The organism is Moraxella haemolytica, assembly GCF_030177935.1.
GTDB classification, from domain to species: Bacteria; Pseudomonadota; Gammaproteobacteria; order Pseudomonadales; family Moraxellaceae; genus Moraxella; species Moraxella haemolytica.
On sequence record NZ_CP089974.1, the window covers coordinates 53853 to 69120 of the forward strand.

Here is a 15268-nt window from a genome sequence, read left to right on the forward strand (position 1 = left end):
GTCATTTGACTTAAGACTTACATAAACTCCATAGACTAACACGGTAGAACCTACCGCTTGTTGAAATTAAGATAAAGTTAAGACTTTATCCGCCTGTTTTAAAATGTTTAAGCTTGCATTGACATCACGGTCATGATTTGCCTTACAATTTGGACAAGTCCAATGACGTGTTGCTAATGTCAAGTTTTCTTTAGTTACTACAAAACCACAACATGAACAGGTTTTACTACTTGGATAAAATCTGCCCACTTCTTTGACGGTTTTATTGTGTATATTGGCTTTATAAATCAGTTGTCTTTTAAACTCATAAAAACCCAAATCGCTGATAGCAAGGCTTAGTTTACGGTTTTTACCATACCTTTGACATTTAAGTTTTCTATACAAATCACATCAAATTGTTTAACAAGCTTGCTTGTTAATTTGTGCAAAAAGTCTTTTCTGACACAACTGATTTTATGGTGCAATCGTGATAGCTTGGTTTTCGCTTTTTCACGGTTGTTACTGCCTTTTTGTTTTCTTGATAAAGATTTTGACAATCTTTGTAGTTTTTTAAGTTTGCTTTTTAAAGGTTTTGGTGCTTTAACTTTTTCGCCATTGGATAATACCGCCAAGTCTGTAACCCCTAAATCAATGCCAACACTTTTGTGTGTTTTGGTATTTAATTTTGGTAGATTGTTGATTTCTACGCCAACAGACACAAACCATTTACCGCCTTTTTTAAAAACGGTAGCATTCATCAATTTACCCATAAAACGCAAGTTTTCTGTTAATTTTACAAAGCCTAGATTTGGGATTTTTATCTTTTTGCCAATGATTTTGAACTGGTCATTGGTTAGGCTAAATCTGTCATTCACGCCTTTGGTTCTAAATTGTGGGTATTTGGCTCGCCCTTTAAAAAAGTTGTCAAATGCCTTGCCTAGCTGAATAATGGCTTCTTGTGGGGAGCATTTGGTAACTTCGCTCATAAAGGGGAATGCTTGCTTTTTTATGCTATTAAGCTGTTTTCTTAGTTTAAATTGGCTTGGGTTTTTAAGTTTGCTGTTGTCAACTTGTATGCCATTTTTTAAGCAATCATTACGGTATTTTTTATCGGCTTCGTATTGTGTTTGCCATTCATTTAACGCCCAGTTATAGGCAAAGCGAGCCACTCCGCAAGCTTTTTTAAAATATGTCGCTTGTTTGTTATTTGGAGCAAGCTCTATGATGTGTCCTAATATCATGGCTGTTCTTTGACCATTTGCTTGACTTGTTTTTTGTATTTTCTAAGCCCATACAATCGGCTACTAAAGCTATGAATGATGGCAAGCATATCTTCAACCAGCTCTTGTTGTGGCGATAGTTTTTCTTGATTGGCAACCACAATTTGACAGTTATGGCGGTTTGCCATGTGTTAAAATAATTAAATCCAAAACGTGCAAGACGGTCTTTGTGAGCGACATACAAAGTTTTTATCTCACCAATTTCTTTCTGTCCATAAGTGATAAAAAAATTTTGCGTTTAAAGTTTAAGCCGCCACCGACTTCACTATGCCATTCATCAACGGCGATGCCTTGTGCTAAACAAAAGGTTTACATGGCTTCTAGTTGTGATTGCAAATCGTCTTTTTGAGCATGGCTTGACACTCGGCAATAAACAACGATTTTACCTTGATTGTTTGGCTTTTCAAGATTTAAGACTTTAAATATATCATCATCAGTATAAACACGGTGGTTGGTTTCCGTTCTAAGTGGTACAAGGCGTTTTTCTCTATCCCAACGCCTCAATGTAGATACTGACACACCGTTTTTTAGCAAATTCTTTGGGTTTATACATGATTAATAACCTATCTATTTTATAGTATTATAGATAGTTTAGATATATTTTCAATGCCTAGTTAATTGCTCTAAAAACGCCTAAATAAGGGCGTTTTTTGGTTGTAGGCGGTCATTCATGACGATTAGTTTGGCTAAGGTGAGTATTTTTGTATCAATGTATCAAAGAAAATTAGGTATAATTATGGTGTTTTTTGTCAAATGACCATCGGTATGCCTAACACGATGTTTTTTGTTCAGAATTTTCTCAATGATGGAAAACGCAGTGGATGACGATTGATGTGGTAGAATGTTGGGTTTTTTGAATCTTTAAATACTTAAAAGTAAATGAGTACATGTTGGCTCATTGATCAATATTAAGCAGGAGTTTGTATGCGTGCTTTGGTAAACGCCTATCTAAAAGCAGGACTAGTACCCATGATTATTTTAGGGTTGGTGCTTGGGGCGATTGTGGGGGCGGTGTTGCCTTCGGTTGGTGCGGCTGTCGGCATTTTGGGGTCAATTTTTGTGGGTGCGTTAAAGGCAGTTGCTCCGATTTTGGTATTCTTCTTGGTGATTGCAGCGGTAACTTCTCATCGTGGCGGTGGCGATTTACGCATCAAACCTGTGTTTATTCTGTATTTGGTAGGGACATTTACTGCGGCATTGACAGCGGTTGTGGCAAGTTTTGCTTTTCCAACAGAGCTTGCACTCGTAGCGGCAGAGGGCATGGAGCAGACGCCACCACAGCATCTGAAGGAAGTCTTGACTACGCTACTGATGAATCTGGTGGCAAACCCTGTCAAATCATTGGCAGAGGCGAACTACATGGGTATCTTGACTTGGGCGATACTCATTGGCTTGGCACTGCGTCATGTCAGTGAGGCTACTCGCCAAGTGGCAACCAGTCTAAGCAGTGCCATCACAAGCGTGGTCAAGTGGATCATCGCCTTTGCTCCGATTGGTATCTTTGGATTGGTGGCGGTAACCGTCGCTGAAACAGGACTTGAAGCATTGTTTGGCTATGCTCATTTGCTAGCGGTGTTGGTGGGTTGTATGTTATTCATCGCTTTGGTGATAAACCCCATCATTGTCTTTGCCATGACTCGAAGCAATCCTTATCCGCTGGTGTTGGCGTGTCTGCGTGAATCAGGTGTAACGGCGTTTTTTACTCGTTCATCGGCGGCAAACATTCCTGTGAATATGAATCTTGCACGCAAACTTGGACTCAATGAGGAGACCTACTCAGTAACCATTCCTTTGGGGGCGACCATCAACATGGCAGGTGCTGCCATTACCATCAATGTGCTGACCTTGGCGGCAGCTCATACACTAGGTATTGATGTGTCATTTGGTTCGGCATTGTTGCTTGCCATCATTGGTAGCTTGGCGGCTTGTGGTGCATCGGGTGTGGCAGGTGGCTCACTGCTACTGATTCCGATGGCGAGCAATTTATTTAGCATTCCTAATGACATTGCCATGCAGGTGGTAGCGATTGGCTTTATTATTGGTGTGGTGCAAGACTCGGCAGAAACGGCGTTAAATTCATCAACCGATGTGCTGTTCACGGCGGCGGCTGACCCCAAATACCACTATAAGGGCTAAAAAGCCAATCATAAGAAAACCGACCATCATCAGGTCGGTTTTTGTTTTTGTGCTTGTGCATTGTATGGGTAGGTAGTGATTAACATTCAAAATAAATTGATATTATTTTTTTGTGTAACTGCTTGTATCTTGGTGATTATGATTTATAATAATAACTTATACATATATTACTAGGATTGATAATCGTGAGTACCACACTGCGTCAGCTACGAGCTTTTGTCTTGGTTGCTGAACAAAATAGCTTTACTAAGGCCGCTGAAACTTTGTGTTTGACTCAGTCTGCTCTAAGCGGTTTGATTAAAGAGCTTGAACAAAATCTAGATGTCAAGCTCTTTGACCGTACGACTCGCAAGCTAAACCTATCTGATGCAGGAATGCGACTACTGCCACAGGCTCGCCGTGTGCTAAACGAAATGTCTGTGCTAAATGAAAAAGTCTCCAATCTTAAATCCTTGCATCAAGGTCATGTGCGTTTGGCGGTCTCGCAGCAGCTTTCAGCATCTACGATGCCCAAGTTCATCGCTAAGTTTTGTGAGTTGCATCCACACATTCAAGTAACTTTGACGGATTGTTCGGTTGATGATGTGGTTGACCACATTGAGAATTTGGAAGCGGATTTGGGTGTTGCTCCTGAGCGAGCCTATTCTAACGACTTGCAGACGGATACATTATTTCGCTCACCATTTTATTTGGTACTGCCCAAGTCGCACCCTTTTGCCAATAAAGACAGCGTTCGTTGGACGGATTTGCTCAATGAACGACTAATTACCCTAAACGGACCTTTTATCAAGTCGCTACAAAATGAGCTACCTGCCCCGATTTCTAGCCGTATTTTTAATCCTGACTTTGAGGTGAATTTCTTGTCCACGGCACTAGGCATGACCAGAATGGGCTTAGGTGTTACCTTGTGTCTTTTATATGCTGCCGAATGGGTGGAACAAAACGGTCTGGTCATGCGACCCATTGCCGAACCTGTGGTAGAGAGAAATTTTTTGTTGTACACGCACAAAAACCGTTCGCTATCCCCTGCTGCGATGGCGTTTAAGGCATTTTTGATTGAAAATGCTCATGAGTTTTTGGTCAGCCACCCTAAGTAGCAAGGCTAGATGATTAAATGATGGCAGATGCGTATTGATTATACCAATTTAACTGCACAAAGTGCGTATTTTCAGTTATACTGTATCTGCTGTTATTGCTTGATGGTTTTAATGACAATTTTTTATTATTTTTTGTTTGATAACTTTGCCAATCGGCTTTTAACTCAAGGAAATTGATATGTTTAATCATGTTGAGCGTTATGCAGGCGACCCAATTTTGGGTTTGATGGATAAATTTGCACAAGACTCTCGTACCGACATTAAGGTAAATTTGGGTGTTGGCGTGTACTATACAGAAGATGGCAAGCTACCTGTGCTTGAGTGTGTCAAGACAGCCGAAGCACAAATCGCCAATCCACCACGCCCACGAGGTTATCTGCCGATGGATGGTCTGACAGGTTATAAAAAAGCCTGTCAAGAACTACTGTTTGGTAAAGACAGTCAGGCGGTAGCAGAAGGTCGAGTGGCGACGATTGCTACGCTGGGCGGTTCTGGTGCATTGAAAGTAGGTGCAGACTTTATACATCAATGGTTTCCGACTGCTAAGTGCTATGTGTCAAATCCAACTTGGGGCAATCACATCAGCATCTTTGAGGGGGCTGGCATTGAGGTGGATAAATATCCTTACTATGATGCTGCCACCATTGGTGTCAAATTTGATAAGATGTGTGAGTTCTTTAAGGGCTTAAATGAAAATGATGTGGTGCTACTGCATCCGTGTTGCCACAATCCAACAGGCGTGGATTTATCAAATGAGCAATGGGACATTGTGCTTGACATCGTCAAAGACAAGAAACTCATCGCCTTTATGGATATTGCTTATCAAGGCTTTGGCGATGACATGAATGGTGATGTGTACGCCATTCGCCGTGCTGTTGAGTTGGGCTTGCCGATTTTTGTGTCAAATTCATTCTCAAAAAACCTATCTCTTTATGGTGAGCGTGTCGGTGGCTTGTCGGTGGTTGCACCATCAGCCGAAGAAGCACAACGAGTGCTAGGTCAATTAAAATTCACCGTACGCCGTATCTACTCAAGCCCACCATCACACGGTAACGCAGTGGTTGATATCGTCATGAATGATGATACTTTGTTTGCCCAGTGGGTGAGTGAAGTTTATGAAATGCGTGATCGCATTCGTGAGATGCGTCAAAAATTACAAGATACTTTGACCGCCAAATTACCTGAGCGAGATTTTAGCTACTTTACCAAACAGCGTGGTATGTTTAGCTTTACAGGGCTGACGGCTGAACAGGTGGTGCGTCTGCGTGAAGAATTTGCCGTATATATGGTAGAAAACGGTCGTATGTGCATCGCAGGCTTGAACAATAAGAATGTTGAGTATGTCGCCAATGCAATGGCAGAAGTACTAAAATAAATAAGCGATAACTTAACCTAATCAAAAAAACCGCTCAAATTAGAGCGGTTTTTTTGATGGTTGTGCAGGAATGATGTTTGTTTTTAATTGTTATTGATAATTGTTATTGTTTTTTTATTTATTATCAAATATAATGATATTTGAGAAAGTTAATGTCAATCTTGTATTTTTTATTACATAGGATAACAAAATGATAAGGTTGTCGTAAGTATTGACTGAATTCTGGTTTATTTTATTGCTTGGAGCTTGATATGTCTGACCCAACTTATACGCTAAAATTTACCCCATTACCTTTGGTGCTTGCCATCAGTACAGCCTTATTAACTGCCTGTGGCGGTGGCAGTTTTGGTAATCCTAATCATATTGAATCGGGCGTTAACCCACTGGTCGCACCTAAGTCTGACAAAACCCCAGATGCGTCAGACAAGAAAGAAGTTGAGAAATTATCGCCTGAAAAGACACTGATTCAACCCACAGTGGGCAGTGTCGCAGCCATTCCAAAACGAAATGTGTACTCTGATGCCGAAAAGGGAGAAGAAGAGCGAAAAGCCATTGGTGTCGCTGACATCAGCGGTGCAGATGCTGACACCATCAAAGCACTCAAAGAGAAGCTGGCTAAGCAGTACCCTAATAAAAAAATCTATGAGAATACTAAGACTAATGAAAATTATAAGTTTGTCAAGGCTGGTTGGTTATTCTCTGAATTTTATGCCACAGATCTTAATGCAGAAACAACAGACAAGCCAAACACCAGATACCACATCGGTGATGGCTATGTCTATTATTATGGCGAACAGCCAACCATGGGCGTTGCCAAAGGCAAGGCGAAATATACAGGACATTGGGATTTTTCAACCGATGCCAAAAGAGTGCGACTTACAAAGACAGATAGTGGTGATGGCAAAAAGGCAGAATTTATTGGCGGTGGTTCTGCATATGGCATGGATGGAAAGTTTGGCGACCATCTTGGTGCCACCAGTTTTGCTGAGACCTATCCTTCAGAATATGCACCGAGAGAGGGTCATCATAAAGCAGAATTTGAGGCAGATTTTGATAACAAAAAACTTACAGGCAAGCTAAGCACTCAAAAGAAAGATGCCACCAATAAGGATGCAAAGCCGTACTATGTGGACAGATACACCATCGATGCCACCATCAAAGGCAACCGCTTTACTGGTAGTGCGACTGTACCACAAGGTCAAAAGGACGATAATCTTACCTTGTTTAATAAAGATGCGACCAATCGCTTAGAAGGTGGCTTCTATGGGGATAAGGCTCAAGAACTGGCAGGTAAATTCTTAACCGATGATAATTCGGTGTTTGGGGTATTTGCTGCCAAGCAAACAGGCGATGCTGAGGAGCTTGCCAAGCACTATGATTCACTGTATGTGGATATTACCAAAGACGAAAAATTCAACCCAAGAAAGGTAAGTAGTATCAATGACTTGCTTGTCTTGGGTGATATCAGTCAGCTTGTGGTTAATTCGCAGGTCATTGATTTATTACCACAACAAGGTGGTAAGAAAGTCTCACAAAAAACGGTTGCACTGCCCACAGGTCAAAAAGCGGTCATCACTAATTTTGGCACATTAGATGGCGTGCTAAATGTCGGGCATATCGCCAAGACAGGAATAAGTAACCAAAAAACACTGTCTCAGGTCATCGAAGAGAACAAAGCACAGACAGAAGAAAGAAAAAAAGCACTGGAAGAGAAAATCGCCGCTGCTAAACAAAAAGCCAAAGAGCAGTTTATGGATAAAGTAGAGAGCTTAAAAGATGAATTGCGTAATATTTTGAGTGAATATATTTTGGCGGAAGAAGAGGGGCAAGAGAAAGAAGCTTTGAGCAAAACCATCTTGAAGCAGGTGTTGTCAGGTTATGGCAAGCAAGATGGGTCGCAAGAAGAGCAACAAATTATGAAGTTGTTGGGCGAGCTGGTTGAAAATAGCGATTTTGATGAAGAAGATGGTTCAGGTGATGAAGCATTTGATAAAAGTCAAGCAGTGATTGATAAAATTATTTCCATATTCGAGAAGGGTGAAAAACACAATCCGAATGATGAGAAAAACTGGCAACACCTGATTAAAGCAGATAAAGAAGTCCTAGCTTTGGCAGAGACCGACAAAAAGAATGCAGATGATTATAGTCCTGGTGCGATTCGACTCGCACAAGACCAGTTGCGTGCTAAGATTCACCAAGATCAACAGGAGTTGAGCGACATATTGAGTGAGCATCATGCATTTGCTTTGTTAGAGGATGGTCTAGCTGATGCTTCGGAAGCACAAGACATACCTGCTCGCATCAAAGCTAAGATTCTAACTTATTATAGTAATACTCACCATACTAGCATTGAAGAGAAAATTAAGACTTTTATAGATGCTATTGATAAAAAAGTCAAAGTAGCAAAAGAAGAGTTGGCAAAGGTAAGTGGGGTTGAAACTCAGAAACAGCAAATCTTGAAAAAACTCGAGCATGATATTGAGGATCCACAAAAAGCACTGGTTGGGCTGATTGCGTCAGGTGATAAGGCTGATGTTGATAATAAGGATAATCTGATGGTTTATCTGCTCAAGATGCCACAGGTAAGAGACATGACCATTGATGATTCGCTAAATGGTTTTTATGTTCTAGGTGAGCAGACAGTAGCCAGTGAGATTCCGAAGACAGGGCAGGCTCAGTATCAAGGTGCATGGTATGGCAGAATCCATAATAATCGCAGTTGGAGCGTTACACCAGCTGAGAGTAAGGCGAAGTTTGATGTGAACTTTAATGACAAAACATTAACAGGAAGTCTGACGGAGAAGAGTTCTAGCGATCCAACCTTCACCATTAACGCTAAGATTGAGGGCAATACCTTCTCTGGTACAGCAATCGCCAATGAAAAAGGTATTTATGTAGATAAATATCTTGATATTGCAGGGGGCGTGATTAAACAAAATCCAGTGCTGAGTGATAATTTACAAGGCAGTTTTTATGGTAAAGATGCTAAGCATTTAGCAGGTGGTTTTTCTTTTGATGGCGTATTAACCAAATATGATGGTACGAACACTTCTGAAGATGCAACAGATACTTTAGAAACTGTGATTGGTGGCGGTGTGTTCTATGGCACCCAAGACGATAAAAAGAAAGTAACCCAATAACCCAATAGCAATCATCAAATAAAGATAAGAGGAAAAACATGAAAACTGTTAATTGTCGTTTGACTCATCTGAGTTTGGCGGTGTGTGCGGTGTTGTTCGGCGGCATCACACCGGCAATCGCTGATGATGATAAGAAAAATGAACACACCAATGTGAATGTGAACACGCCAAACATCGTGCTAGATGAGATTGCTGCGGTCATTAAAAAACGCCCAACCAAAAGAAGCGAAGAGGTAACAGGGCTTGGTAAGACGGTCAAGACCGCAGAAGAAATCAGCGAAAAACAAATCCTATCGATTCGTGATCTGGTACGAGACACCCCTGGCGTGGCTGTTGTTGAACAGGGTCGTGGAGCCAGTTCTGGATACACCGTGCGAGGCATGGATAAAAACCGTGTGGCGGTTACGGTAGATGGTCTAAACCAAGCACAGTCTTATTTGGTACAAAAACGGCAGGACGATGATGGTCGTGAAGGCAGTGGTGCGATTAACGAGATTGAGCTTGAGAATGTCAGTGCGGTGCAAATCAGCCAAGGGGCGAGCGGTACAGAATCTGGTAGTGGTGCACTAGGTGGTGCGGTGAGTTTTCGTACCAAAAGTGTCGATGATGTGCTAGATGGCGACCAAAAGTTCACTACTTTTTATAAAGGGGCGTATGCCAACCGTGATAAGCAAATCATGCACTCGGTAGGTGCTGCCTTTCGTAGCGACAAAGTAGATGCACTGGTGCAATACACCGACCGCACCAAAGATTCGGTGCAACCACACAAAGACATTCTTAAAACCCGGTATCGTGTCTGGCGTTGGGCAAGCACGCCTGAGGATTTTAAAAACGGTGGCATTGAATTTGATAAATACAAATTCGTCATTGCTGAGGAATGTGCAGACTATCAAAATAACATCGATGGCTGCCAAGCCAAACCAACCGTCTCTAGTAAGCCAGTCTCAGAGGACATGAGTGCCAAAGACTACACCGGTAAAAGCCGTGTGATGGGTGATCCGATGGACTATGAGTCGGGGTCTTATTTGGCAAAATTTGGCTATAACATCACCGATGGTCAAAGATTAGAAGCCATCTATGAAAACACCAAACAGCAGTACGATACCAGAGACATGACCAAAGAGGCGTATCATTTGGTGGACCACCCAAATCTCAAAGGCGGTCCGTTAAACGCCAGTGCGAACAGTAAAAAAGTCTATACAGGTCAAAACTATCATGAAGGCTTTGTCAAAGCAGACTTCATAGGGGCTCAATATGCTCAAGCCAGATTCATCAATGAGCGACACAACAAGACTCGTTGGGGTCTAGACTATCAGCTTAAAGGTGGTGATGTTCTGGGCGTGTTTGATGAGGCAAACATCAGCTTTGACCGTCAGTCGGTCAATATTGACAACTTTGCCATCACGAAAGCCTGCTCGGTTTATCCAAATGTGGACAAAGATTGCAAGCCAAGTCCTGATAAGCCAAATTCTAGTGAATCGACCAACCGTACGACTTACAATGAATTGCACAATTTGATTCGTGCTAATTTTGCCAAAAGCTGGCATGGCGAAAAAATCACGCACAATATCCAAGGCGGTGTCGGTTTTGATAAATTCAAATCGACTCGTGGCATTAGTGATTTGCATACCAGAAGATACCTGCAAAACTTCAAATTCCTAGCTGACAAAAAGAACAAAGACGGCGAATTTATCCAAGTGTGGTCAGCAGACAAACCCATACTAGACCACCTTGATATCTGCCGAGACATGCCAGAGAGACTGGGTGAGGCTCGCAAATGTGGCGACAGTGTCATCACAGGTTATAATGCCTATGCTAGCTTAAAAGACACGATTCACTTTGGTGAGCGCACTGACTTAAGTATTGGGCTACGCCATGATAAGCACAAGTTCAACACTGATGATGACTGGACTGGTACTGGCAAATATAGTAATACTTCTTGGAATGTTGGCTTGGCGTTTAGACCGACTGACCGTATCGAACTGCTGTATCGCATCTCATCAGGCTATCGTGTCCCAAGTTTCAAAGAGCTGTTCGGCTATCGCCTAGATGGGCAAACCAAAGAACAAACAAAAACGCCACCATTTGATAGAATTTTCCGTCATGAGGTAACCAATGTGCGTCCAGAGAAAGCCTTGAACCAAGAGATTGGGGTGGTATTTGGTGGTAATTTGGGTAATTTAGAGGTCAGCTACTTTGACAACCGTTATGAGGATTTGATTGACCTAACGCTCAAAAGTTTCCCTGGTGCGACACCACTGCTGCCGAGCAACAACATTTGGGCATATCGTAACTACCAAGATGTGCATTTAAATGGCTTTACGCTGGGCGGTAAGCTGTATTTTGATGCGTTGTCGGACAAACTGCCATCAGGATTGACAGGACGATTGGCTTATCTAAGAACCAATGTCAAATCTAACAAGCTAAAAGATGTGTTTGTTAATGCAGATGGATATTTCTTAGATACCATCACGCCCACCCGTTATGTCTTGGGTCTAGATTATGCTGCTGATAGTGATAAGTGGGGCGTGGGAGCAACTTGGACCTTTACAGGTGCTAAAAATGAGGACGAGCTAAAAACAAAAGCTTTCGTCCCAAGTGGAGAAAGTTATGAGCGACGGGCAACGAACGCTCGTAGTGGCAAATGGCAGACGCTAGATTTATCGGCGTTCTACCGCCCCAACCAGTATATTACTGTGCGTGGTAGCATTCAAAACGCATTGAACCATCGCTATAGCACTTGGGAATCGTTGCGTCAGACTTCTATCACTTCTGGCAATGCACACGAGCAAGGTTCGTTCAATCAGTATGCCGCCCCTGGTCGCAACTTTGTTGTATCGCTAGAGATGAAATACTAATCGCTGTAGAGCTTAGGCTTAATTCATCGTATCAGAGATTAAGCCTAAACAATAAGGCTCTTACGCTTATGATATGACCTATGTACGCCCACCATATCATCAATACGATACTAAAGTGGGCGTATTTTTTTTGTGGCATAAGACGATGGGTGTTAGATGTATTTTATTGTTCATGGTTACTGCTAATCAAGATTGAACCATCAATATAATTTTGCCAATGCGTAAGTTTACTGTTGGTTGTAGACTAAGTCTATTAGGTGGCTTTAGCGTTATTTGCTTTTAGGTAATATCAGATAAAAATGTGAGAAACTATCATGTGTATAAAATTTGTTGGAAAAAAAACATCTGTGAAGGTGTTATCAGGTTTGATGCTGTCATTGATGATGCAGGCTCATGCCAGTCAGATTGACGAGCAAAGCCAAGATGACAGAAGGCGACAATCTGCCGATCAGCCTTTTGTTCTGCCTGCCGTACCTGCCGATCCAGAGTTGCCTATCGCCAACCCAAAAACGCAGGCGATGATGGTTGATGAACAAGCATTGTTAGAGCAATCAGAGCTATTAGCAAGAGCGATGCTGTCAGCATTGGTATATCATCAGGCTGATGGCGTAGAGGTGCTATTGCCCATCTATGAAGCACAGCCGAAAACGCTGATAGAAGCACCAATGATTATCTGGGCGAGAGCGACCTTAGCAACCAAGAAGCAAGACCATCGGACGGCCACTGCCTTATATCAAGAGCTTGTTAAGGACTATCCTGATAACCAACTTTTTAAAGCACGACTGGTTCAAAGCCTAGTTGCCCATCGTCAGTATAAAGAAGCACACGACATCATCACGACCGACCCCATCTTAGCGGTGCAGATGGCACCTTATGTTAGGGCGATTGATGAGATGGGCAAAACAAACATTCGTATCGGAGGCAATCTGATTATTGATAAAAACATTAATAATGCACCTAGGAGTCGTGATTTGGGTGGTGGTTGGACAGCAAACGAACCCATCTCGGCACATGGCTTGGCGTCAAATGTTGGTATCTCCAAGCGATTCTTGCTAGAGCAGGGTGTATCAATCACGCCAGAGCTTGGTGTTCGCAGTAAGTTATACCGTGATGCCAAGCAGTATAATGAAGTTGCAGTACGCTCATCTTTTGGGATTGGTCTGCGTGATGATAAAGGTGGTCTTAGCATCTCACCTTTTCATGAAATCACTTATTATGCAGGGGGAGGTAAGGATAATCACAAGCTGACGCATTTTTCTGATAGTCTGGGTGTGCGTGTTAGGGCTGATAAGATGCTTGATAATGGTGGGCAATTCTCAACCCAAGCAGAAATTGCCAAAAATCGCTATCAGACTCGTAAGCATCTAGATGGGCATAGTGCGAGCATTTCTCCTAGTTTTAGCAAGCGATACGCCGCTTTGGGTAATGCTTGGCTTAGTGTGGGGGCGGATTTTAACTATGTCAAAACCAAAGATAAAGATGATTCGTACCGCAGGTTTGGGCTGACAGGTGGACTCACCAAGCAGTGGCAAGATGTCGGCATGAGTGCCAATGTCAGCTATGCCAAAAGACGCTATCTAGCACCCATGCCTATTTTTAAGCAAACGCAGGTCAATGATGAATATGGTGCTGGGGTCAGCTTTTGGCATGATAAGTTAAAATACAAGAACTTTATGCCACGCCTAACTTGGCAATACCAAAAAACTGACAGTAGTATCGCCTTGTATCGCCATGATAAGAACCGAGTGTTTGTTGAAATCACAGGCAGTTTTTAGATGGTTGATGACTGTTTTTGTCAAAAATAAAACGCCCACATGAGGCGTTTTATTTATTTAGCTTGTTTGTTCAACACTCATCAATCAGCTGACTTGTGATTTTAGGTATTGCATCAACATTGGCACAGGACGACCTGTCGCCCCTTTATTGCTACCGCTAATCCATGCAGTACCTGCGATGTCAAGGTGTGCCCACGCTTGACCTTCTTTGATGAAATGCTTCAAAAAACACGCTGCGGTGATAGAGCCACCTTCACGACTGCCGATGTTTTGTAAGTCGGCGAACTTTGATTTTAGTTGGGCGGCATAACCATCATCTAGTGGCATTTGCCAAATTAGGTCGCCTGCGTATTCGCCTGCTGACTCTAGGGCAAATAGTGTGTCTTCGTCATTACTAAATACGCCTGAACGCACGCCACCTAGTGCGATGACGCACGCACCTGTCAAGGTGGCAGCATCAATGATGGTGCGTGGCTCATAGTTGTCTTGGACATAGCACAGAGCATCGCACAGTACCAGACGACCTTCGGCATCGGTGTTTAGGATTTCAACACTGGTGCCGTTCATTGCAGTAACGATGTCGCCTGGGCGAGTGGCAGTGCCTGATGGCATATTCTCAGCACAAGCAAGTACGGTAACAATATCAAGTTTAAGACCTGCTTCACACACAGCTTTGGTTGTGCCTAACATGGCGGCTGCACCACCCATGTCAAACTTCATCTCATCCATGCCTGCACCTGGTTTTAGTGAGATACCACCTGTATCAAAGGTAATGCCTTTGCCCACTAGGGCGATAGGATTGGATAGTTTGGATTTTTTGTTCTTTTTGGTTTTGCCAAAGTATTCGATGATGACCAATTTGCCTTCTTCGGCAGAACCTTGTGAAACAGCCATGAAACAGCCCATACCCAGTTTGGCGATTTCTTTTTCACCTAAAACGGTAACTTCAACTTTATCGCTGTATTCTTTGGCAAGTTTTTTGGCTTCTTTGGCGATGGCACTTGGGGTTAGGAGATTGGGTGCTTCATTTGCCACATCACGAGCAAGGCTTTGACCGATAAAAGTCGCTTGAGCGTACTCAAGAGCGGCTTTGTAGTCGTTTTCGCTGTCTTTGTTGTTAATGAAGTTGATGGCGGTCAGTTGGTCGGCATCGGCTTTTTGGCTCAAGTGGCGGTCAAAGCGATAACCGGCATTTAGAATGCTCAGCACAAACTGTGTGAAGTGCTTTTGGCAGATTGTATCGCCCCAGATGATGGCGGCGGATTTTTGGTTTTTAATGGCTTTGTAGGTTGCGTCCCCTACCTTTTGAATGTTGGTTGCCAACTTGTCAAGTTTGCCCACGCCGATAATGGTAATGCCGGCACGGTCGCTGTCTAGGGCATAATCACTGACGCTATCGCCCAGTGTTGCTTTAAAGCCAGACTTTGCGATTAAGGCTTTGGCGTGTTCTGTATGTTCGCTGTTGTGATTACCCAGTATTACCCCTTCGCTGTCAGCGAAAAATACCAGTTGCGGTAGTGGGTTGGTTTTGGTGGGTTTTTTTAGGGTGAGTTTTGGATTGACTTGTAGTGTTATTGACATGATGTATCCTTGTTTGATGCCGTTTGTAGTTTAAAGGGGCTGTCAAG

At 42.8% G+C, this 15268-nt stretch carries 7 protein-coding genes and 2 pseudogenes; 6 read left to right on the forward strand and 3 right to left on the reverse strand.

The features are described from left to right. Nucleotides 1-66: 66 nt before the first annotated feature. Together LU276_RS00225 and LU276_RS00230 are read right to left on the reverse strand one after the other, a co-directional pair. Nucleotides 67-1220: pseudogene (locus tag LU276_RS00225) on the reverse strand (RNA-guided endonuclease InsQ/TnpB family protein). Then, a pseudogene (locus LU276_RS00230) lies at nt 1217-1812 on the reverse strand (IS607 family transposase). Before LU276_RS00230 ends, LU276_RS00225 begins: the two co-directional pseudogenes overlap by 4 nt. A 371-nt stretch (nt 1813-2183) precedes the next feature. Here LU276_RS00230 and sstT point away from each other — a divergent pair. The 6 genes from sstT (at nt 2184) to LU276_RS00260 (ending at nt 13640) form a co-directional block, all read left to right on the forward strand. Further along, on the forward strand, nt 2184-3395 hold the full coding sequence (gene sstT, locus LU276_RS00235; protein ID WP_284673718.1) for a serine/threonine transporter SstT: 1212 nt from the start codon (nt 2184-2186) through the stop codon (nt 3393-3395). Nucleotides 3396-3580: 185 nt separating this feature from the next. Next, nucleotides 3581-4492 (forward strand): LysR family transcriptional regulator, encoded by a 912-nt coding sequence (locus tag LU276_RS00240; RefSeq protein WP_284673719.1) that lies wholly within the window; start codon nt 3581-3583, stop codon nt 4490-4492. A 178-nt stretch (nt 4493-4670) separates the two neighbouring features. Then, nucleotides 4671-5867, forward strand: a complete 1197-nt coding sequence (locus LU276_RS00245; RefSeq protein WP_284673720.1) for an amino acid aminotransferase — start codon at nt 4671-4673, stop codon at nt 5865-5867. A gap of 251 nt (nt 5868-6118) precedes the next feature. Beyond that, complete coding sequence (locus LU276_RS00250) at nt 6119-9007, forward strand: transferrin-binding protein-like solute binding protein (protein ID WP_284673721.1); 2889 nt, start codon at nt 6119-6121, stop codon at nt 9005-9007. 38 nt (nt 9008-9045) lie between these two features. Then, on the forward strand, nt 9046-11865 hold the full coding sequence (locus LU276_RS00255) for a lactoferrin/transferrin family TonB-dependent receptor (protein ID WP_284673722.1): 2820 nt from the start codon (nt 9046-9048) through the stop codon (nt 11863-11865). Nucleotides 11866-12212: 347 nt separating this feature from the next. Then, the gene (locus tag LU276_RS00260; RefSeq protein ID WP_284673723.1) at nt 12213-13640 is read left to right on the forward strand and encodes a surface lipoprotein assembly modifier; all 1428 of its coding nucleotides are present in this window, start codon (nt 12213-12215) and stop codon (nt 13638-13640) included. A gap of 84 nt (nt 13641-13724) precedes the next feature. On the opposite strand, the gene LU276_RS00265 is transcribed toward LU276_RS00260, so the two are convergent. Then, on the reverse strand, nt 13725-15224 hold the full coding sequence (locus LU276_RS00265; RefSeq protein WP_284674533.1) for a leucyl aminopeptidase: 1500 nt from the start codon (nt 15222-15224) through the stop codon (nt 13725-13727). Nucleotides 15225-15268 lie beyond the last annotated feature (44 nt).

Bases quoted from the DNA above. Each gene is read 5' to 3' on its own strand.
- LU276_RS00255 (WP_284673722.1), top strand. From the start codon at position 9,046: ATGAAAACTGTTAATTGTCGTTTGACTCATCTGAGTTTGGCGGTGTGT.
- sstT (WP_284673718.1), top strand. From the start codon at position 2,184: ATGCGTGCTTTGGTAAACGCCTATCTAAAAGCAGGACTAGTACCCATG.
- LU276_RS00250 (WP_284673721.1), top strand. From the start codon at position 6,119: ATGTCTGACCCAACTTATACGCTAAAATTTACCCCATTACCTTTGGTG.
- LU276_RS00245 (WP_284673720.1), top strand. From the start codon at position 4,671: ATGTTTAATCATGTTGAGCGTTATGCAGGCGACCCAATTTTGGGTTTG.